The organism is Mesorhizobium sp. M8A.F.Ca.ET.161.01.1.1 (assembly GCF_004792105.1).
Taxonomy (GTDB): Bacteria; Pseudomonadota; Alphaproteobacteria; order Rhizobiales; family Rhizobiaceae; genus Mesorhizobium.
In genome coordinates, this window is record NZ_SRTD01000020.1 from 50037 (window position 1) to 69423 (window position 19387).

Below are 19387 nucleotides of genomic sequence, written 5' to 3' on the forward strand. Positions count from 1 at the left end.
ATGACGCCTGAACTGGTCATCTTCGACTGCGACGGCGTGCTGGTCGACAGCGAGGCGCTCTCCGTCTCGGCGCTGCTCGGCATGATCGAACTTGCCGGCGGCAGCATCGGCGAAGACGCCGCCTACGAACATTTCCTCGGCAAGAGCATGAAGAGCGTGCGCGAGATCCTCGGCCGCGACTTCGGCCTGGAGATCACCGATCGGCATCTCACCGCCCTGCGCGTTGACCTCATGCGAAAGTTCCGCGAGGAGCTGAAGCCGATCGCCGGCGTCAGGGAGATGTTGCCGAAGCTCGGCCTGCCGTATTGCGTTGCCTCTTCCGGTACGCTGGAACGGATTCGTTACGCGCTCGACGTCACCGGTCTGCTCACGCTGATGGAGCCGCATCTGTTCAGCGCCGCCATGGTTGCCAGGGGAAAGCCGGCACCGGACCTTTTTCTCCACGCTGCCGCCAGCATGCGGGCGCGTCCGCGCAACTGCCTGGTCATCGAGGACAGCCCCGCCGGCGTCGCGGCAGCACGCGCGGCCGGCATGCACGTCTTCGCCTTCACCGGCGGCGCGCACGCCGGCAATCCGGGATTGAAAGCGCGGCTTGCTTCGACCGAACCGGACTTTATATTCGCTGACATGCTGCAATTGCCGGATCTGATTGCAGGCCTGGGAGCGAGAGTTAGAGCATCTTGACGAAACAGTTTGTCTGCGCGGTCGATGTCGGCACCGGGAGCGCTCGCGCGGGCATTCTCGACGCCAGTGGTTCCTTGCTCGGCCGTGCCGAGCGGCCGATCGCCATGAATCAGCCGAAGCCCGATCATGCCGAGCATGATTCACGCGACATCTGGTCCGCCGTCTGCACCGCCGTGCGTGCCGCGCGGGAAAAGGCAGGCGTCGCCGCCGAGCATATCGCCGGTATCTCCTTCGATGCCACCTGTTCGCTGGTCGTGCGTGACAGGCAAGGCGGCCAGCTCAGTGTTTCGACCACCGGTGACAAGCGCTGGGACACCATTGTCTGGCTCGACCATCGCGCCATCGCCGAGGCCGACGAATGCACCGCAAGCGGCCACGAGGTGCTGAATTATATCGGCGGCGTCATGTCGCCGGAGATGGCGACGCCGAAGCTGATGTGGCTGAAGCGTAATCTGCCCGGCACGTGGAAAGAAGCCGGCTATTTATTCGACCTGACTGATTACCTGACCTGGCAGGCGACCGGCTCGCTGGCGCGCTCGCAATGCACGCTGACCGCCAAATGGACCTACCTGGCGCACCAGGAAACCGCGTGGCAACGCGATTTCTTCGAACTCGTCGGCCTCGACGACCTTTTCGAGCACGGCAATCTGCCGGAGCGGGCCAGCCCGGTGGGTGCCTACATCGGCCCGCTGACGGCGCGGGCAGCGGCAGAACTCGGCCTGACCGAAAACTGCCGCGTCGGCGCAGGTGTCATCGACGCCTATGCCGGCGCGCTTGGCGTGCTTGGCGGCTTTGCCGGCGACGACCAGAATATCGGCCGCCATCTGGCGCTGATCGCCGGCACATCGAGCTGCGTCATGGCGATGTCGCCCGACCCACAGCCTTTCGCCGGCGTCTGGGGACCCTATTACGGCGCGGCGCTGCCGAAGCTGTGGCTGTCGGAAGGCGGCCAATCGGCGACCGGCGCCCTGCTCGACCACATCATCCGCTGGCATGGTGCCGGCGGCGAACCGAACGCGGCCATGCATGCCAGGATCGCCGCGCGCGTCGCCGAACTGCGCGCCGCCGAGGGCGAGAGCCTTGCCGGCCGGCTGCACGTGCTGCCGGATTTCCATGGCAACCGCTCGCCGCTCGCCGATCCGCACGCGGTCGGCGTCGTCAGCGGTCTGACGCTGGATTCGTCCTTCGACAGCCTGTGCAAGCTCTACTGGCGCACCGCCGTCGGCATTGCGCTCGGCGTGCGCCATGTGCTGGAGGCGCTGAACGAGAATGGCTACCTGATCGACACGCTGCATGTCACCGGCGGCCACACCAAGAACCCGCTCTTGATGGAGCTCTATGCCGACGCCACCGGCTGCACGGTGGTCGAACCGCTGGCCGACGAGGCGGTGCTGCTCGGCACCGGCATGGTCGCCGCGACCGCCGCCGGGCTGTTTCCCGACCTCAACGCCGCCTGCCTTGCCATGCAGCAGGGCGGCAAGAGGCGTGCTGCCAACCCGGCCGCCGGCGCCCGCTTCGATCGCGACTACCGGATCTTCCTGGAGATGCACCGGCAACGCCAGGCGCTTGACGCGATCCGGTAGGCTTTGCCTATTGCTTGCGCAGCGACGCGCCTGATGTCGCGTCGAACAAATGGATGCTTTCTTCCTCGAATGTGTAGCGGACAGGGGCATGCAGCACCGGGCATTCGCGTGCCGGTACCAGTGCGCTGATCTCCTTGCCGCCGGAGCCGAATGTCACCAGAGCGTCATTGCCGTGGAATTCGATGAGATCGGCGGTGCCTTGCAATATGCCGGCGGCGCCGTCACTGCCTGTCTTCAGGTCCGGGGGCCGGATGCCCAGCACGGCGCGATCGCCAGGCTGGAGATGAAAGCCCGCCCCGTCTAACGAAAGCACCGTTCCGGCGCCGGTCAGCGTCCAGCCGTTCGCCGCCCTGCCGACCGTCACCTCGATGAAATTCATGTTCGGCGTGCCGATGAAGCCGGCCACGAACATATTGCCCGGCCGGCCGTAGATCTCCGCCGGCGAGCCGACCTGCTCGATGACGCCATCCTTGAGCAGCACGATACGGTCGGCTAGCGTCATCGCCTCCAGCTGGTCATGGGTGACGTAGACGGTGGTGGTCTTCAGCGACTGGTGCAGCCGCGCGATCTCGACGCGCATATGGTTGCGCAATTTGGCGTCCAGATTGGACAACGGCTCGTCGAACAGGAACACCTTGGGCGTCTTGATCATCGCCCGGGCGATCGCCACGCGCTGCTGCTGGCCGCCGGAGAGCTCGGCCGGCTTGCGGCCGAGATAGGGGTCGAGCCCGAGCGTCCTCGACACCGCTTCGACCCGCTTGCGGATTTCGGGCGCCGGCACCTTCTGGCGCCGCAGCCCGAAGGCGATGTTGTCGAAGATCGTCATATGCGGGTAGAGCGCGTAGTTCTGGAACACCATGGCGATGCCGCGGTCGCCGGGATCGAGGTCGTTGACTACCTTGCCGCCGATCGAGACCTCGCCGCCGCTGATCTCCTCCAGCCCCGCCAGCATCCTGAGCAAGGTCGACTTGCCGCAGCCGGACGGTCCGAGGAAGACGACGAATTCGTGTTCCTCGATCGAGAGGTTGAGATCGCGGATCACCGTGGTGGCGCCATAGGCCTTGTCGACATGGGAGCAAACGATCGCGGACATGGTCAGTCCTTTTCGCCGGTAAGCAGGATTTGCAGTTTGACGTCCTGCGGGTTGCCTTCGGCGGCCCGTTCGAACGCCTTGATGCTGTCGGCGAAATCATAGGTGCCGGTGATCAGCGGCTTGAGATCGACCTTGCCGGAGGCGATGAGTTGCAGGGCGCGATCGAAGATGTTGGCGTAGCGGAACACCGTTTCGATGCGCACTTCCTTCGAGATCGCCGCCGGCACGTTGAGGGCCACCGGCTCCACCGGCAGCCCGACCAGCACCACCGCGCCGCCCGGCCGCACGACGTCGAACAGGTCGGCGAAGGCCTTCGGGCTGCCGCTCGCCTCGAAGACGATGTCGGCGCCCCATTTGTCGGTCGCGGCGGCGACGGCATCGACCAGCGACTGCTCGCCGATATTGACCGGGACGATGCCGGCATATTGCGCGGCGATCTTCAGCTTGGGCGCGGAAAAATCGGAAATCAGCACTTTCGAGCAGCCGCCGGCAAGGGCGGCAAGCGCGATCATGATGCCGATCGGCCCGCAGCCGACGACGACGGCGACATCGCCCGGGACGATGCGGGCACGGCTTGCCGCCTGCATGCCGATGGCGAAGGGCTCGACCATCGCGCCCTCGGCGAAGGAGACATTGTTCGGCAGCCTGTAGGTGAAGGCCGCCGGGTGGACGGCGAAGGGCGCCAGCACGCCATGCACCGGTGGCGTCGCCCAGAAGCGCACGTCGGGATCGACATTGTAGATGCCGAGTTTTGTGGCGCGCGACGACAGGTTGGGCACGCCCGGCTCCATGCAGACGCGGTCGCCGACCTTCAGGCTGGTCACATTGGCGCCGACCTCGACGATGGTGCCCGCCGCCTCGTGGCCGAGCACCATCGGCGCCCGCACGATGTAGCTGCCGATGGCGCCATGCGTGTAATAGTGCACGTCGCTGCCGCAGACGCCGACCGTGTGGATGGCGATCCTGACATCGTCGGGTCCGACATCGAGCGGCAATGCGATCTCGCGCAGCGACAGTTCACCTTTTTTCTCAAGCACCAAAGCCCGCATCGGGTCGTCCTCACTTCAACTCTTTTTTTGCCGGAAAACGGAATTCAGGAAACCGCTGAGCACGCCGAGGAACAACAGCGGCGGCAGCGACAGGAGCACGACCGAGGCGTTGAGAATGCCCCACGGTACGTTCATGCCTTGCTGGGACAGTTCGGAGGCGACGATCGGCAAGGTCTTGGCGTTGGAGCTCGACAGCATCAGCGCGATCAGGAATTCGTTCCAGACCAGCACGAAGCTGAAGGCGACCGCGCCGATCAGCGAGCGGGCCGCGACCGGCAGCGCGATCCGCCAGAACACCTCGTAGGCTCCGTAGCCATCGACGAAGGCGGCTTCCTCGATCTCCTTCGGCACGCCCTGGAAGGCTGGGATCGCGAGCCACATGATGACCGAGATGGTGAGCAGCGAGTAGGTGACGATCAAAGCCGGCAAAGTGTCGTAGAGGCCGAGTTGCAGCCAGATCACCATCAGCGGGATCGCCACCGCCACCGGCGGCAGGAAGCGCAGCGACAGCACGAAGAACTGGATGTCGCCGGCCCAGCGGTTGGGATAGCGCGCCACCGCGTAAGCCGCGGGCAGGCCGAGCACGACGCCGATCAGCACGGCTGTGCCGCAGGCGACGACCGAATTGTAGAGGCCGGTGATGACGCTGTCGCGGCCAAGGACGTAGCTGATGTTGGCAAGCGTCGGCGTAAACACCAGGCGTGGCACGCGGGTGATGATGTCGACGCTGTTCTTCAGCGAGTTGAGCGCCGTCCACAGCAGCGGGAACACCGCGATGAAGCCGGCGAAGGCCAGGATGGCCTTGGCTATGATGCGGCCGGGCTTCATGCCTGCACCCGCTTCCACAGCATGGTGAAGGTGATGACGGTGGCGATCATCATCAGCACCGCCATGGCCGAGGCATAGGACACCTTGCCGGATTCGATGAAGCCTTGCGAGAAGGCGTACATGTCGAGCGTCTCGGTCGCCACGCCCGGCCCGCCGCGGGTCATCACATAGATCAGGTCGAAGGAGCGCAGGGATTCGATCATCTTGACGAACATCAGGCTGACCAGCGGCGCCTTCAGCATCGGCAAGGTCACATAGGCGTGGATCTGCCAGCGTTTGGCATGGTCGAGCCGGGCGGCCTCGATCGGCTGAGGCGGCAAGGTCTCCAACAGCTTCAGCACGATGACGGCGAAGAACAGGCCCCATTGCCAGACATCGACCGAAGCGACCGCGAACAAAGCCGTCGACGGCTTGGAGAGCGGGTCGAAGATCAGGCCGCCGGTCAGCAGGCGATAAGGATAGGTGGCGATGCCGTAGAGCGGATGATAGGCGAATTTCCACACGAAGGCCGCCGAGACGCGCGGCAACAGCACCGGGATGATGAACAGCAGGCAGTAGACATTGCCCAGACGTGGGCTGGCGACCTCGAACATCAGCACGCCGAGCCCGATCGCCACCACCATCGTCGCCACGACGGTAACGATCTCCCACTTCACCGACACCCAGACGGCGTTGAGGAAGCGGCGGTCGAGGAACAGATCGGCAAAATTCGCGAACCAGACCCAGGAATAGCCGGGTGCGCTCAATTCGCGGTTCTGCAAGGCGATGACGATGGCATAGAGCGTCGGCACCATCGACAGGATCAGCAGAATGACCAGCGTCGGCACGACAAAGGTGACCGGCAGGGATGAACGTCGAGGCATTGGTCTCAGGCCTTGCTGTGTCTCTGATATCTGGACATGACGGAACCGTCGCGCATTTCAGGGAAAGGCAGGCCCTCCTGCGGCGCACAGGTCCCGGCATTCGCGGGAATGCCGCGGACCGTACGCCGCAAGAGGGAGGGGCCTACTTCTTCACCAGCTCATTGGCATAGGCTTCGAGTTCGTTGAGGCCGCCCTTGACGTCGGTGCGCGTTCCCGCGACCAGTTCCTCGAGGATGATGCCCCAGCGGTCGCCGAGATCGGGCCAGCGCGGGTCCTGCCAGAAGTTGACAGCCGTCACCTTGCCGGTTTCGGCCAGCGCCTGGCCGAGATCGGCGCCGTAGATATCGGCGAACTCCTTGCTGGACAGGATGCTGGTGCGGTTCAGCTCACCGAACTGGTGGGCGTCGAGCCGGCGCTTCTCGTTTTCCTTCGACGTTGCCCAGGCGATGAACAGGCCGGCGCATTTCTTGGAAGCGTCATCGGCATTGGCCTTCGCCGCGATGGCGAGGCCATGGCCGTAACCGCCGCCGGGAAGCGGTGAGGGCGGCGGCAGGAAGCCGATCTTGCCGACCACCTGCGAGGTCTTCGGGTCCACCGCCATGCCCGAAAGCGGCGTCGATTCGACGAGGATCGCGACCTGACCCGACAGGAAGGCGCCGGTCGATTCATCCCAGCTGCCGGTCTGCGTGCCGGGAGCGGAATCCTTGAACAGTTTCAGATAGGTCTCGGTCGCCTTGACGGCGGCGTCCGAGTTGAAGGCCGGCTTGTCGCCGTCGAACCATTTGCCGCCATAGGCCTTGAAGAACGGCATCCAGCGCCAGACATTGGCGCCCGAGCCGCGCGCGCCACGTAGCGCGATGCCGTACATGCCCTTGTCGGCGTTGGTCAGTTTCGGCACGTCAGCGATCAGCTCGTCCAGCGTTTTCGGCGGCTGGATGCCGGCGGCCTCCAGCACGTCCTTGCGGTAGACCATCAGGTCGCCGCCGCCGGTCAGCGGCGCGAACCAGACCTTGCCGTCATAGGTGGCAACCTTCTGGCGGCCGGGGTCGAAGTCGGCATAGTCATAATCAGCCGGATAATAATCGGTCAGCGGCACGATCCATTTCGACGAGGCGAACAGCGCCACGTTCGCTTCATCGACATAGTAGACGTTGTAGTTGCCGACCGTGGAGGCGTCCGCGCGCGACTTCGCGCGGCGATCGTTTTCATTGAGATAATCGATCTTGAAGCTCGCGCCGGCAAGCTTCTCGAACTCGGCCTTGGAGTCCTCCAGAAGCGTCAGGCCGTCGCGCGGCTGCGCCAGCACCTTGACCGGTGCCGAGCAGACCGGCGCCTGTGCCAGGGCAATGGTTGAAACGGTAGCGGAAAGCACGAAAGCTGCGCCAAGGCTGGCAGCGAGCCGAACTGGTTTCATGATCTTTTTCTCCTCCAGGAATATTTCGCGGGAAGCGCAGGTCCTCGGGTTACGCGATCCTCACCATCGCCCGAACGACATGCCGCCCATCGCCAAAATGCGCAGTTGCGATGGGCCAAGCTAGAAGCCCCGTTGCAGCAGACCTGTACTTTTATGCATTGTGCAGCGCAAAACCCGGCCTCCCTATGGGGAGCCTGTCACACGAGTATCGATCTGGTCCAAAACGATGATTCAGGAAGCGCTTATGCGCGCATCGCCAGACGCTGTCGCGACAGCTTGCGATAGGATGACGGCGTCATCTTGTGCTTGCGCAGGAAGGCGCGGTTGAAATTGGAGATGTTCATGTAGCCGACCTGGAAACAGATATCGGTGATCGGGACGTCGGTATCGGCCAGAAGCTTGCAGGCCTGCCAGAGCCTCAGCTTGGCAAGATGGTCGCTGAACGAATTGCCGGTGTTCTTCTGGAAGAAGCGCGAGAAAGTGCTTTCAGTCATGCCGGCCAGATCGGCCATGTCAGGCAGTTTGAGATCCTCGGCGAAGTGCTGGAACAGATAGGTCAGCGTGCGCTGGATGATATCGAGCGAAGCGGCGTCGAGAACCGGCGAGAAATCCGGCGACGACAACAGCTCGTATTCGTCGGTCCTGGCCAGCAGGTCGACCAGTTCGAGGAACAGGCAGAGGCGGGCGAGCCCCTGCACCGTGCCCATCCGCTCCATGAGCGCGGCGCCTTCAAGCGCGGTTCGGCCGTGGAAGACGATGCCGCGCAGCGACCGCTCGAGGAACGGCTCCAGTTCGCGCAGTTCCGGCAACAATCCCGCCGATCCGCGCAGCCGCTCGGGATCGAATTGCAGCACGATGTCACGGCCCTCGATCAATTCGTCCGGCTGCACCGCGGTGACCCAGTCATGCGGCAGGCCGCCGCCGACGATGGTCAGGTAGCCCGGGCCGAACTCGCCGATATGGTCGCCGACCAGCACGACGCCGGAGGACTTCCTGAGCAGATGGATCTCGTATTCCGGATGAAAATTCCAGACATTGCGCTCCCAGGGATAGTCGTCGAGGCGCCACAGGAAACTGTCGCTCGCCTCGGTGACGATATGCTCGAAGGAAGGCACCGTGCGCGGGATCGCGGCCGGGTTCTTTCTGCGCCTGAACGCCATCCTGCCTCCCACATTCGCCGGTTGCCGATGTCCAATCCGTAGCAGCCCCCGGCCGGCAAGGGAACGAGGCGACGCCTGCCGGGCAAAGCCGCTGGCTCAATCTGTTCACGCGCCTCCTCCCTTGCCTTCATGTCGCATTTCGTTCAATAGACGGCGCAAACGCCGCGAAACCGAAGGTTTTGCCGTTTGCAATGCGGCTTCCGGCTCTTTGCCGATGCGCCGCAACCTTGAAAGAGCAGGACAATGTCCGCGATCGAAGCCGGCGCCCGCGCGCCGGAAAATCTTTGGCGCCAGGAAATCAGGGCGACGCTGGCGCTGGCCTGGCCGATGGTGCTGACCAATCTCGGCCAGACGGCGATGACCGCGACCGACGTCATGATGATGGGGCGCCTCGGTGCCGATACGCTGGCCAGCGGCGCGCTTGGCGCCAACCTCTATTTCATGCCGCTGATCTTCGGCCTCGGCCTGATGCTGGCGACCTCGCCGATGATCGCCACCGAGCTTGGCCGCCGCCGCCATTCCGTGCGCGACCTGCGCCGCACCGTGCGCCAGGGCCTCTGGCTGGCAATCCTGATCTCGATCCCGATCTGGCTCGTTCTCTGGCACGGCGAGGCCATCCTGCTGGCGATGGGGCAGGAGCCCGCGCTGGCGCATCAGGCCGGCATCTATCTGCGCTGGCTCGAATGGGCGGTGCTGCCCTTCTACGGCTACATCGTGCTGCGTTCGTTCATCTCGGCGCTCGAGCGGCCGGGCTGGGCGCTGGTCATCGTCTTCGTCGCCGTGGCTTTCAACGTGTTTGCGAACTGGGTGTTCATGTTCGGCAATCTGGGTGTTCCGGCGATGGGCATCGCCGGCTCGGGCCTTGCCACCTCGCTGTCCAGCACGCTGATGTTCGTCGGCATGGCTGTCGTGGTGATGTGGGAGAAGAAGTTCCGGCGCTACCATCTGTTCGGCCGCTTCTGGCGGTCCGACTGGCCGCGCTTCAAGGGCCTGCTGCGGCTCGGCCTGCCGATCGCCGGCATCCTCGCCTTCGAGGTGACGATCTTCAACGCGGCGGCGCTGCTGATGGGCCTGATCGACGCCGATTCGCTGGCCGCGCACGCGATCGCCATCCAGATCGCCTCGATCTCCTTCATGGTCCCGCTCGGCCTCAACCAGGCGGTGACGGTTCGGGTCGGACTGGCGCATGGCGCCGGCAATCCCGAGGGCGTGTCGCGTGCCGGCTGGACCGCCTTCGTCATCGGCGTTTCGTTCATGGCGCTGATGGGGCTGGTGATGGTGCTTTGGCCGCATCTCCTGATCAGCGCCTTCATCGACCTGGGCAATCCCGCCAATGCCAGGGTGATCGCGCTTGCCGTGTCGTTCCTGGTCTTTGCCGCCCTGTTCCAGGTCTTCGACGGCGCGCAGGCGGTTGCCGCCGGCATGCTGCGCGGCCTGCACGACACCAAGGTGCCGATGATCTATGCCGCGATCGGCTACTGGGGCGTCGGCCTGCCGCTCGGCGTGCTGCTCGCCTTCCATTTCGGCTTCCACGGCGTCGGCATCTGGATCGGCCTGTCATCGGGGCTGGCCGTGGTGGCGGCGCTGCTTCTGGCGCGCTGGCTGCGGCGCAACCGCATCGCGCCGTCGCTGGCGTTCGGACATTGAATCCCGAGGGCCGCCAGGCCTGGCGGCGGTCAGAATGTCGGCGGCGTGTTGACCCAGAGGATACGGACGGTGGTCGAACCGACATTGCGGTAGCCATGGCCGAGTTCGGAGTTGAAGTAGAACGCGTCGCCGGCCTCCAGTGCCACCACGTTCGCCTCGACCAGCAACTCGACAGAACCTTCGAGCACGTAGCCGAATTCCTGTCCCTTATGGCGGATCAACTCGAGGCTGCCGCCGCCGGCCTCGATCACATGGACGTTGATCTGCAACAGATATTCCGGACCGGACGGCACCAATTGCTCGAGCACGACATGGTTGCCCGAACGCCGATGTCCCGTCTCCATGTGTGGACGCTCGTTTTGCCTTAACACGAACACTTCCGAGGCATTGTGCTGCAGCGTGCCGAACATTGCGTTCATATTGATGCCCAGCGCCTGCACAAGCCGGTGCAGGGCCGCCATCGAGGGCGTCGCCAGGTCGTTCTCGATCTTCGACAGATACCCTTCCGTCAGGCCGATGCGGGCGCCGAGCTCCTCCAGACTGAGGCCAAGCACCTGTCTGGCATGGCGCAGCTTGACGCCGATCTTCGGGGTTTCGTTTCTGTCGCGCATCTCAGGTCCGCATCTTCATCCAGTCCGCCAGCTTCGCCAACAGGAAATCGACCTCCGCCGCGGTGTTGTAGTGGGCGAGCCCGATCCGCACGACGCCGTTTCGGTCCGCAAGCCCCAGCCGCCTGATCGGCTCCAAACCGTAATTGTGTCCGTGCCAGAGATAGATGCCTTCTTTTGCCATTGCTTTGGCGATGTCGGCGGGATCGGCCCCGGCGACGGTGATCGACACGGTCGGCACCCGGCGCGCCTGCGCCGCCACATCGGTTATGCCCTGGATGACGACGCCATCGATTCTGGACAGTCCGGCAATCAGCCGTGCTGTCAGGACGCGCTCATAACGGTCGGCGGCTTCAATGCCGGCGACGATGCGCTCACGCCGCGTCGCATGCGGGTGGATATTGCCGAAGGACTGTCCGAGCCAGGCATAGTGCTCGACCGCGCCAAGCACTCCAGCAAGCGCCTCGCGGCTGGTCGTCCCCGTCTCGAATTTCCCGGGCGGCGTGTTCGAAGCCGCACGCACCTTATAGGCGGTCAACGCCTGCAGCAGATTCAACCGGCCCCACAACACGCCGTGATGCGGTCCGAAAAACTTGTAGGCCGAGCAAACCAGGAAATCACAGCCAATCGCCTGGACGTCGATCACCCCATGCGGCGCGAACTGCACAGCGTCGACATAGCTCAGTGCCCCAACCGCGCGGGCGCGCCGAGCGATTCGCTTCACGTCGTTGATCGTGCCGGTCACGTTGCTGGCATAACCGACGGCGACAAGCTTGACCTGCTCGTCGATCGTTGTCTCCAGCGTGGACAGGTCGAGTTCGAAGGTTTTCGGATCAAGGTCGATCCAGCGGACTTCAAGCCCGCGGTCCTCCGCCAGCATCAGCCAGGGCGCGACGTTGGCGTCATGATCCATGCGCGTCAGCACGATCGCGTCGCCGGCGTTCAGGTCGCGGCCGATGGCGCGCGAGACGGCGAAAGTCAGGGTCGTCATGTTCTGGCCGAACACCACTTCACGGAGGTCGGCGGCGTTGAAGAAATCGGCCATCGCCTGATGCGCGTCGTCGACCATCGCCTGGGCAGCGAGCGAGGTTTCGAAATAGCCGCCGAGATTGGCGTTGGTCTCGATCATGGCGCGCGTCATGCGCTCGATCGATCGGCCCGCCATCTGGGTCCCCGCCGGATTGTCAAAGAAAATCCGCTTCGTCGGCGCGGCATCTCTCGCCATCGCCGGAAAGGCATCGCGGACTGTGTTTACATCCATGTCTGAATTCCGTGTCTGACTGGTCGTTGTGCGGGGTCCTGCCGCCGACAGAGGCTTCAGGCGTTCAGCCGGTCGCTTCGTGGATCGCGACAGCGCGAGCCGGGAAGCCGGATCCGGCCTTCGGCTTTGGCCAGCTTGCCATTATCAACGCACCGGCTTCGGGCACCTTGTCGAGATTGGCCAGGAGCTCGATCTGCCAGCAGTCGCGGGACAACACATAATATTCCAGACTTGCATCGCCCGCCGAAGTGGCGCGGCCGGGGTCGGTGTCCATGCCCTCGTGCCCGATCGCAGTGACACCGCGGCGCTCCAGAAGTTCCTCCAGCACCGGCTTCGACCAGCCCGGCGCATGCGAGATACCGTCGGCCGACCTGTTTTGAAACGTCACCGGGTCCGGCCAGCGCGGCCACCACCCGGTGCGAAGCGCGACAAAGCACTTTTCCGGGATGCGGCCGTTCCGGGCCTCCCAGGCGGAAATGTCGTCCAGCGTCGGCGTCGCATCGGGATCGGCCGCTACCCTGTCGGTGATGTCGAGGATGACCAGTGGCAGAAGCATCTCCGACACCGGCAGTTGATCGATCGAGCGGCCGCCGTCGATGAAGTGCACCGGCGGGTCGACATGCGTGCCCCATTGCCCGACGAAGGCGTAGTGGTGCACCTGAAAGGCGTCGCCCTTCGAAAAGTCGAGCAACGCGTTGCGCTCTTCATCCGGGAAGGCCGGGAAATGCGGCTGGCCCGGACGAAAGGCATGCGTCAGGTCGGTGAAGGTCGCGGCGGAGAGCCGCGACCTGTAGATGTCCCAAAGCGAGCCCCGAGTCGACAAGATCACGGCTCCGCGACGAAGGTCGGTGCCGCTTCACTCGCCAAGACAAGCTTGCCGTCCTTGACACCGATGACCGAAACCGACTTGTCCGGCACCGAAATGCCCGGACGGTAGGTGATGGTGCCGGTCACGCCGTCGAGACCGGACGTGGCGGCAAGCGCGTCGCGGATCTTGGCCGGATCCGGTGCGCCGGCGCGCTTGATCGCGTCGGCCATCAGCTTGACCGAGTCGTAGCCGAGCGCGGCGAAGGCGTTCTCGGGCGCATTGCCGACCGCCTTGGTGTAGGCGTCGATGAAGGCCTGCACTTTCGGGCTGGCGCCCTCACCGATATAGGCATGGGTAGTGAAGTAGGTATCCTTGGCCGCGTCGCCGCCGACCTGGATCAGCAACGGCGTGTCGTAGCCGTCGCCGCCGACCACCGGCAGATTGATGCCGGCCTGACGCATCTGCTTCAGGATCAGCCCGATTTCCTCGGCATTCGACGACGAATAGACGAAGTCGGGCTGCGGCGACAGCGCCTTCAGCTTGGCGATCTGGGCGGTAAAGGTCTTGTCGCCGATCTTGTAGGTGTCGCGCTCCAAGATCTTGCCCCCGCCATGCTCGTAGGCGGAGACGAAGTAGTCCGACAGCAGCGTTGTATATTCGGTGCCGATGTCGGTCAGCAGATAGGCTGTCTTGCCGTTCAGCTTGTTCAGCGCGAATTCCGCGCCAACCGCGGCCTGAACATTGTCGCCGAAAGCGGCGAGGAAGATCTCGTTGCCGAGCTGGCTCGGCAATTTCGGCGAGGTCGCGCCGGGCGTGATGAATGGTATCTGCGCCTTCTGGACCTGCGGTCCGATGGCCAGCACCGAGTCGGAATCGGCGAAGCCGATGATGCCGACGACCTTGTCGCTGTCGATCAACTGGCTGGCGACGGTCGAGATCGTCGTCGAATCGCTCTTGGAGTCGTAGATCACCAGTTCTATCTGCTGGCCCAGCACGCCGCCGGCGGCGTTGATTTGGCTCGCTGCCAGCTTGGCGCCATTCAGCATCGGACCATCGAGCGAGGCCTGAATGCCGGTCAGGTTCGCCGGATATCCGATCTTGATCGTGTCGGCAGCAAGTGCCGTACTGGCCGAGGCAAGCGCGAAGAATGCGCCCAGTCCCAGGCCGATTGTGCCGCGTCGAGTGAGTCTGATCATGGTTTTCGTTCCTCTCTCTGGTTCACCGTTGCCGATCTTTGGGTTAATCCGAACGTGAGCTCCCGGTCGCCCATGATCCCGTTCGGCCGGAAGATCATGATTAGAATGAAAATGAAGCCGAGCACGATCTGGCTGGCGCCAAAAAGCGCCGGCACCGCGAAATCGCCGATGGTGAAGCCGCGTTCGACCGCGCGCAAAACCTCCGACAACAGCGAAACGCAGATGACGCCGACAATCGCGCCGGTCAGGGAGCCCATGCCGCCCAGCACCAGCATGGTGATCAGGCTCATCGTCAGCGCGAAGTAAAAGGTGTTTGGCGAAAACGAACCGAGATAATGCGCGTAGAGCGAACCGCCGACCCCCGAGAAGAACGCGCCGGTAACGAAGGCGATCAGTCTGGTCCGCAGCACGCCGATTCCGACGGCGCTGGCCGCGATGGTGTCGTCGCGCACCGCCTTCATGGCGCTCCCGAAAGGCGAATAAACCAGGCGGGCCAGCACGAACAGCGTGATGGCGAGCCAACCCATCACCCATGGCAACGTCGTCTCCAGCGGCACGCCGGTGAAGGTGCGGGCGCCTCTGGTGAAATCCGAGGCATTGATCAGCACCACGTTGACGATGATCAGGAATCCCATCGTCGCCACCGAAACGAAGTAGCCCGACAGGCGCATCAACGGATACCCGACGACCACCGCAAGCAGCGCCGTCAGAAGACCCGCCACCAGCGTCGCCGGCAGGAAGGCGAGGCTGAAAGCATGCAGAAACGCCGGCAGATGCGGCAGCAATGCCATCTTCTGCTGCACCGGGATCGACAGGATCCCCGAAATATACGCGCCGGCGCCGATGAATCCGACATGGCCGAGCGAGAACACGCCGGTAAAACCATTGCTCAGCGACAGTGCCAGCACCAGGATCGCATTGAGCGCGATCAGCAGGATGATCCGGACGAAATAGTCGCTCAGCACGTGCGGCGCACCAAAAGCGATGGCAGCGCCTGCCACCAGGGCGGCGAGGACGAGGAGTGTGATCCGCGCTTCCCGGCTCACAGCTTTATCTCCCGGTTCGGCTGGAGAAGTCCGCCCGGGCGCACCAGCAGGAAGGCGATCAGCACCGCGAAGACGATTGCGTCGCGATAGGACGAGACGGCGCTCGGCAGGAACGCGACGATGAAGATCTCCAGCGCGCCCAATATGTAACCGCCGACCAGGGCGCCCGCGATCGACCCGAAGCCGCCGATGATCGCCGCCACGAAGGCCTTCAGGAGTGGCGTGAAGCCCATCTGCGGCTGCACCACGCCGGCTTGTGCCGCCCACAGAATGCCGGCTAGGCCGGCATAGGCGGACGCGACGAAGAAGGCGACGATGATCAGCCGGTTGACGTTGAGGCCGACAAGCTGTGCCGCCGACATGTCCTCGGCCGCGGCACGCATGCCAAGCCCCGTCGTGGTGCGCGTGATGAACCAGCCGAGCAGCAGCAGCGACACGAAGGTCAGCGCGATGGTCAGGAGATTGATGCTGGTGAAGGTGATGGCGCCGTTCGACACTTCCCAGGAGGTGTTGAGAATATCGGGGAGTGGAAAATTGCGCGGCGAGGAGGTGAACACCAGGATGCCGACATTCTCGATGATGTAGGTGACGGCGAGGCTTGTCAGCAGTCGCGCGACGTCTGGCGCGTCGCGGATCGGGCGATAGGCGATGCGTTCGATGAGGAAGCCCGCGACGGCGGCCGCGGCGATGCCGCAGATCACGGCGACCGGGAATGGAACGCCCACTCCCGCCAGCAGTGCTACTCCGAATGCGCCGACCATCATGACGTCGCCATGCGCGAAATTGGTCAGCTTGAGGACGCCGAAGACGATCGACAGGCCGACCGCCACCAGCGCGTAGAGGCTGCCGAGGCTCACCGCATTGACGATCTGCTGCAGGATATAGTCCAGCTGGGTCATGTTGCCGCCCCGAGATATGCCTGCGCCACGCGCTCGCTGTCGCGTAGTTCCGCGGACAGGCCCGACAGCGCCACCTGACCCGTGCGCAGCACATAGGCGCGGTCGGCGAGGTCCAGGGCAAGCGCGATGTTCTGTTCCACCAGCAGCATCGTCATGCCCTGGCGCTTGAGTTCGGCAAGTGCGCTGAAGATGTGGCGTACCAGCAGCGGCGCAACGCCGAGCGAAGGTTCGTCGAGCAGCAGCAGGCGCGGCGCCGCCATCAGCGCACGCGCCAGGGCAAGCTGCTGCTGCTCGCCGCCCGACAGCGTGCCGGCCAGCTGCCTCAGCCTCTGCTTGAGAATCGGGAACAGCGTGAACATGCGCTCGCTGTCCCGGGCGACGGCCTCCTTGTCGGTGCGGGTGCAGGCGCCGAGCCGCAGATTGTCGGCCACCGTCAGGCCGCCGAACAGCCGCCTTCCCTCCGGGCTCTGCGCTATGCCCAGACTCACGATCTGCGACGGAGCGACACCTCCAATCGGCTTGCCACCGAAGATGATCTTGCCGCCACGCGGCCGCGACAGGCCGGAAATGGTGCGCAAGGTGGTGCTCTTGCCGGCGCCGTTGGCCCCCACCAGCGCCACCACCTCGCCGGCATGGACGTCGAGCGAAATGCCCTTCAGTGCCCGCACCGCGCCGAAATTGACCTCGAGGTTCTCGACGCTGAGCAGGGCAGGGCTAGGCGTGGCCAAGATACGCCTCCCTTACTTTCGGGTGTTCGCGTACCTGCTCCGGTGTTCCGACGCAGATCACCTCGCCGGTCGCCAGCACCTGGATGCGTTCGCACAGCGCCATGATCAGGTCCATGTCGTGCTCGACGACGACCACGGTCACACCGTAGCGGTCACGGATCGTCCGGATCAGCCCCGCCAACACCTTGGTCTCGTTGGAATCAAGGCCGGCCGCGGGCTCATCGAGCAGCAGCAGTTGCGGGCCGGTCGCCAGCGCACGCGCAATCTCCAACCGTCGCTGATCGCCGTAAGGAAGATCCGCCGCGATCCTGCCGGCCTGATCTGTCAGGCCCATGAGGTCGAGGAGTTCGTCGGCCTTCTGGCGCGTGGCGTCCACCCGCTGGCGATAGCGCCGGCCGCGCAGCACCGTATCGGCGAAGCCGACAGGATGGCGCAACTGCGCCGCCGTGAGCACGTTCTGTGCGACGCTGAGACTGCCGAACAGGCGAGACCCCTGGAAGGTGCGGGCGATGCCCATCGCGACGATCTGCGATGTGCGCAGGCCGATGATCGAGCGGCCCTTCATCTCGATGCTGCCGGAATTCGGCTGGGAAAAACCGGTGACGAGGTTGAAAAGCGTGCTCTTGCCGGAGCCGTTCGGGCCGATCACCCCGACGATTTCACCTTCGTGGAGCTCGATGGAATGATCCCGGAGTGCAACCAGGCCCCGGAAGGCTTTTGTCAGCCCGTCCGTCCTCAACAGCACTCGGCTCGACTGTCTGTCCACGCGCAGGCTTGCCCCTGTCCGCCCTTGCCGCCCCATTCGGCATGGCCAAGCTTCGAATGGACAATTCGCACGACGACATGTCAAGGCCTATTCCTAACAGGAATGCTCTATGCCTGCCATCGCCGCGACGACACCGGCATCGATGCGGAGCCACTCCAAGCCGACTTTGCGATCGCGGCGCCGTCGACCGATACCACGCACTAGGAAGCCAGCCCTTGGGCGCACGGGTGATCGAGAACGCCGGCGACAGGATGATCAACCGGAATTCCTGCAGACATTGCAGGCCGAGGCTGGCGCCGGCATTGGCGTTCAGGCATTGAACCGCATAGCCGCCGTTGCCAACGCGGTCGTCATTGGCGGTGAAGGCCAATCCGTGGAGCTTCTGCGCGTCCGCGCTGCGGCTTGCGACACGTCGCAGTCGCGCGGCGAATGCTCCGCGCCGATATCGCCCTAGCGGGCCGCCGCCCGCCGCTCCAGCCGCCGTGCATATTGCGTCAGCGGAAAACACATCAGGAAGAAGATGAGCGCCACCAGTCCGTAGACTTTGAACGGCTCGAAAGTGGCGTTGTTGATGGCGTTCGAGGTCCGCACCAGCTCCTCGAAGCCGATGATCGAGGTCAGCGCTGTCGACTTGATCAATTGCACCAGGAACCCGACGGTCGGCGCGCGGGTGATGGCGAACGCCTGCGGCAGGATGATCAGCCTGAGTTCCTGCAGATAGTGCAGGCCGAGGCTGGCTCCGGCATCCCATTGACCAAGCGGCAGCGCGTCGACACCAGAGCGCCAGATCTCGGCCAGATAGGCGCTGGCGAAGAAGGTCAGGCCGAGCACGGCCGCCGTCCAGGGCTCGATGCGCAGGCCGAGCATCGGCAGACCGAAGAACATCAGGAAGAGCTGCATCAGGAGCGGTGTTCCCTGGAACAGGGCGATGTAGCCCGAGGCAAGGCGCCGGCTCCATTTGTTCTTGGCGATCCTGAAGAACAGCACCACCATTCCGACCAGCGCGCCGCCGACGAAGGCGGTCAGCGACAAAAGCACCGTCCAGCGGGCGGCGAGCAGAAGGTTGCGCACGATGTCCCACAGCGTGAACTCGATCATGACACGCCAGCTCCGAGCGCGCGGCGCCCGCCTGTAACCAGCAGCCGCCGCAAGGCCATCGACAGGGCGAGATAGACCAGCGTCACGACGAAATAGGTCTCGAACGAGCGAAAAGTGCGCGCCTGCAGCATGTCGGCCTCATAGGTCAGCTCACGCACCGCGATCTGCGACACAACGGCGGATTCCAGCATCATGATGACGATCTGGCTGGTCAGCGCGGGATAGATGATCTTGAGCGCCTGCGGCAGCACGATCTTGATGAACACCTGGCGCGGCCGCAGTCCAAGCGCCAGGGCCGCCTCCGTCTGCCCGTGCGGCACGGCGTCGAGCCCGGCGCCGACGATCTCGATCGTGTAGGCCGCCATGTTGAGCGTCATCGCCAGCATGGCGGCCAGGATCGGGTCGAGCCTGATGCCGAGGCTCGGCAGGCCGAAGAAGATGAAGAACAGCTGCACCAGGAACGGCGTGTTGCGCATCACCTCGACATACCAGGCGATGGCGTGGCGCAGCAGCGCGGGGCCGTTTCGCCGTCCGGCGGCACCCAGAATGCTGAGCAGCGTTCCCGCCAGCGTTGTCACGGCGATCAAAAGGATCGTCGTGGCGGCGCCGTGCGCGATGTCGCCCACGGCACCTGGAAGCCAGCCGAAGGCCACGGC

General features: G+C 64.3%; 19 protein-coding genes. 3 read left to right on the forward strand and 16 right to left on the reverse strand.

The genetic code is table 11. From position 1 onward, the window contains the following. Together EN804_RS30165 and EN804_RS30170 are read left to right on the forward strand one after the other, a co-directional pair. Complete coding sequence (locus EN804_RS30165; protein WP_135921941.1) at positions 1-684, forward strand: HAD-IA family hydrolase; 684 nt, start codon at positions 1-3, stop codon at positions 682-684. After that, positions 681-2267 (forward strand): FGGY-family carbohydrate kinase, encoded by a 1587-nt coding sequence (locus EN804_RS30170; protein ID WP_135921942.1) that lies wholly within the window; start codon positions 681-683, stop codon positions 2265-2267. Before EN804_RS30165 ends, EN804_RS30170 begins: the two co-directional genes overlap by 4 nt. A 7-nt stretch (positions 2268-2274) precedes the next feature. Here EN804_RS30170 and ugpC read toward each other — a convergent pair whose 3' ends face one another. The 6 genes from ugpC to EN804_RS30200 form a co-directional block, all read right to left on the reverse strand. Beyond that, on the reverse strand, positions 2275-3360 hold the full coding sequence (gene ugpC / locus EN804_RS30175; protein WP_135921943.1) for a sn-glycerol-3-phosphate ABC transporter ATP-binding protein UgpC: 1086 nt from the start codon (positions 3358-3360) through the stop codon (positions 2275-2277). A 2-nt stretch (positions 3361-3362) separates the two neighbouring features. Further along, the gene (locus EN804_RS30180; RefSeq protein WP_127871268.1) at positions 3363-4409 is read right to left on the reverse strand and encodes an NAD(P)-dependent alcohol dehydrogenase; all 1047 of its coding nucleotides are present in this window, start codon (positions 4407-4409) and stop codon (positions 3363-3365) included. 15 nt (positions 4410-4424) lie between these two features. Continuing rightward, positions 4425-5237, reverse strand: coding sequence for a carbohydrate ABC transporter permease (locus tag EN804_RS30185; RefSeq protein WP_135921944.1), 813 nt, complete (start codon positions 5235-5237; stop codon positions 4425-4427). Continuing rightward, positions 5234-6100: a sugar ABC transporter permease gene (locus tag EN804_RS30190; protein ID WP_135921945.1), complete on the reverse strand. Its 867-nt coding sequence runs from the start codon at positions 6098-6100 to the stop codon at positions 5234-5236. Before EN804_RS30190 ends, EN804_RS30185 begins: the two co-directional genes overlap by 4 nt. 142 nt (positions 6101-6242) lie before the next feature. Further along, positions 6243-7514 (reverse strand): extracellular solute-binding protein, encoded by a 1272-nt coding sequence (locus EN804_RS30195; protein ID WP_135921946.1) that lies wholly within the window; start codon positions 7512-7514, stop codon positions 6243-6245. A 242-nt stretch (positions 7515-7756) separates the two neighbouring features. Continuing rightward, on the reverse strand, positions 7757-8674 hold the full coding sequence (locus EN804_RS30200; protein WP_127871272.1) for an AraC family transcriptional regulator: 918 nt from the start codon (positions 8672-8674) through the stop codon (positions 7757-7759). A 243-nt stretch (positions 8675-8917) separates the two neighbouring features. On the opposite strand from EN804_RS30200, the gene EN804_RS30205 reads away from it, so the two are divergent. Then, positions 8918-10321, forward strand: a complete 1404-nt coding sequence (locus tag EN804_RS30205; RefSeq protein WP_127871273.1) for an MATE family efflux transporter — start codon at positions 8918-8920, stop codon at positions 10319-10321. Positions 10322-10350: 29 nt separating this feature from the next. Here EN804_RS30205 and EN804_RS30210 read toward each other — a convergent pair whose 3' ends face one another. The 10 genes from EN804_RS30210 to EN804_RS30260 form a co-directional block, all read right to left on the reverse strand. Then, positions 10351-10932: a cupin domain-containing protein gene (locus EN804_RS30210; protein ID WP_135921947.1), complete on the reverse strand. Its 582-nt coding sequence runs from the start codon at positions 10930-10932 to the stop codon at positions 10351-10353. Position 10933: 1 nt separating this feature from the next. Further along, positions 10934-12190 carry a cysteine desulfurase-like protein gene (locus tag EN804_RS30215; protein WP_135921948.1) on the reverse strand — a complete coding sequence of 419 codons (1257 nt, stop codon included), beginning with the start codon at positions 12188-12190 and terminating at the stop codon, positions 10934-10936. A 64-nt stretch (positions 12191-12254) separates the two neighbouring features. Then, a complete protein-coding gene (locus EN804_RS30220) occupies positions 12255-13019 on the reverse strand; it encodes a cyclase family protein (protein WP_245520805.1) in 765 nt (254 codons plus the stop codon). Next, the gene (locus tag EN804_RS30225; RefSeq protein WP_135921950.1) at positions 13016-14194 is read right to left on the reverse strand and encodes an ABC transporter substrate-binding protein; all 1179 of its coding nucleotides are present in this window, start codon (positions 14192-14194) and stop codon (positions 13016-13018) included. The genes EN804_RS30220 and EN804_RS30225 overlap by 4 nt, the downstream gene beginning before the upstream one ends. Beyond that, complete coding sequence (locus EN804_RS30230; protein ID WP_135921951.1) at positions 14191-15240, reverse strand: branched-chain amino acid ABC transporter permease; 1050 nt, start codon at positions 15238-15240, stop codon at positions 14191-14193. The genes EN804_RS30225 and EN804_RS30230 overlap by 4 nt, the downstream gene beginning before the upstream one ends. After that, complete coding sequence (locus EN804_RS30235) at positions 15237-16139, reverse strand: branched-chain amino acid ABC transporter permease (RefSeq protein WP_135921952.1); 903 nt, start codon at positions 16137-16139, stop codon at positions 15237-15239. Before EN804_RS30235 ends, EN804_RS30230 begins: the two co-directional genes overlap by 4 nt. Beyond that, complete coding sequence (locus EN804_RS30240; RefSeq protein WP_135921953.1) at positions 16136-16867, reverse strand: ABC transporter ATP-binding protein; 732 nt, start codon at positions 16865-16867, stop codon at positions 16136-16138. The genes EN804_RS30235 and EN804_RS30240 overlap by 4 nt, the downstream gene beginning before the upstream one ends. Beyond that, positions 16854-17669: an ABC transporter ATP-binding protein gene (locus EN804_RS30245; RefSeq protein WP_189524590.1), complete on the reverse strand. Its 816-nt coding sequence runs from the start codon at positions 17667-17669 to the stop codon at positions 16854-16856. The genes EN804_RS30240 and EN804_RS30245 overlap by 14 nt, the downstream gene beginning before the upstream one ends. Positions 17670-18083: 414 nt before the next feature. Next, positions 18084-18731, reverse strand: a complete 648-nt coding sequence (locus tag EN804_RS30255; protein WP_135921954.1) for an amino acid ABC transporter permease — start codon at positions 18729-18731, stop codon at positions 18084-18086. Further along, positions 18728-19384 carry an amino acid ABC transporter permease gene (locus tag EN804_RS30260; protein ID WP_135921955.1) on the reverse strand — a complete coding sequence of 219 codons (657 nt, stop codon included), beginning with the start codon at positions 19382-19384 and terminating at the stop codon, positions 18728-18730. Before EN804_RS30260 ends, EN804_RS30255 begins: the two co-directional genes overlap by 4 nt. Positions 19385-19387: the final 3 nt, after the last annotated feature.

Excerpts from the sequence above, each read along its gene's own strand:
- EN804_RS30165 (WP_135921941.1), top strand. The coding sequence starts at position 1 with ATGACGCCTGAACTGGTCATCTTCGACTGCGACGGCGTGCTGGTCGAC.
- ugpC (WP_135921943.1), bottom strand. The coding sequence starts at position 3,360 with ATGTCCGCGATCGTTTGCTCCCATGTCGACAAGGCCTATGGCGCCACC.
- EN804_RS30180 (WP_127871268.1), bottom strand. The coding sequence starts at position 4,409 with ATGCGGGCTTTGGTGCTTGAGAAAAAAGGTGAACTGTCGCTGCGCGAG.
- EN804_RS30185 (WP_135921944.1), bottom strand. The coding sequence starts at position 5,237 with ATGAAGCCCGGCCGCATCATAGCCAAGGCCATCCTGGCCTTCGCCGGC.
- EN804_RS30190 (WP_135921945.1), bottom strand. The coding sequence starts at position 6,100 with ATGCCTCGACGTTCATCCCTGCCGGTCACCTTTGTCGTGCCGACGCTG.
- EN804_RS30195 (WP_135921946.1), bottom strand. The coding sequence starts at position 7,514 with ATGAAACCAGTTCGGCTCGCTGCCAGCCTTGGCGCAGCTTTCGTGCTT.
- EN804_RS30200 (WP_127871272.1), bottom strand. The coding sequence starts at position 8,674 with ATGGCGTTCAGGCGCAGAAAGAACCCGGCCGCGATCCCGCGCACGGTG.
- EN804_RS30205 (WP_127871273.1), top strand. The coding sequence starts at position 8,918 with ATGTCCGCGATCGAAGCCGGCGCCCGCGCGCCGGAAAATCTTTGGCGC.
- EN804_RS30210 (WP_135921947.1), bottom strand. The coding sequence starts at position 10,932 with ATGCGCGACAGAAACGAAACCCCGAAGATCGGCGTCAAGCTGCGCCAT.
- EN804_RS30215 (WP_135921948.1), bottom strand. The coding sequence starts at position 12,190 with ATGGATGTAAACACAGTCCGCGATGCCTTTCCGGCGATGGCGAGAGAT.
- EN804_RS30225 (WP_135921950.1), bottom strand. The coding sequence starts at position 14,194 with ATGATCAGACTCACTCGACGCGGCACAATCGGCCTGGGACTGGGCGCA.
- EN804_RS30235 (WP_135921952.1), bottom strand. The coding sequence starts at position 16,139 with ATGACCCAGCTGGACTATATCCTGCAGCAGATCGTCAATGCGGTGAGC.
- EN804_RS30245 (WP_189524590.1), bottom strand. The coding sequence starts at position 17,669 with ATGGGGCGGCAAGGGCGGACAGGGGCAAGCCTGCGCGTGGACAGACAG.
- EN804_RS30255 (WP_135921954.1), bottom strand. The coding sequence starts at position 18,731 with ATGATCGAGTTCACGCTGTGGGACATCGTGCGCAACCTTCTGCTCGCC.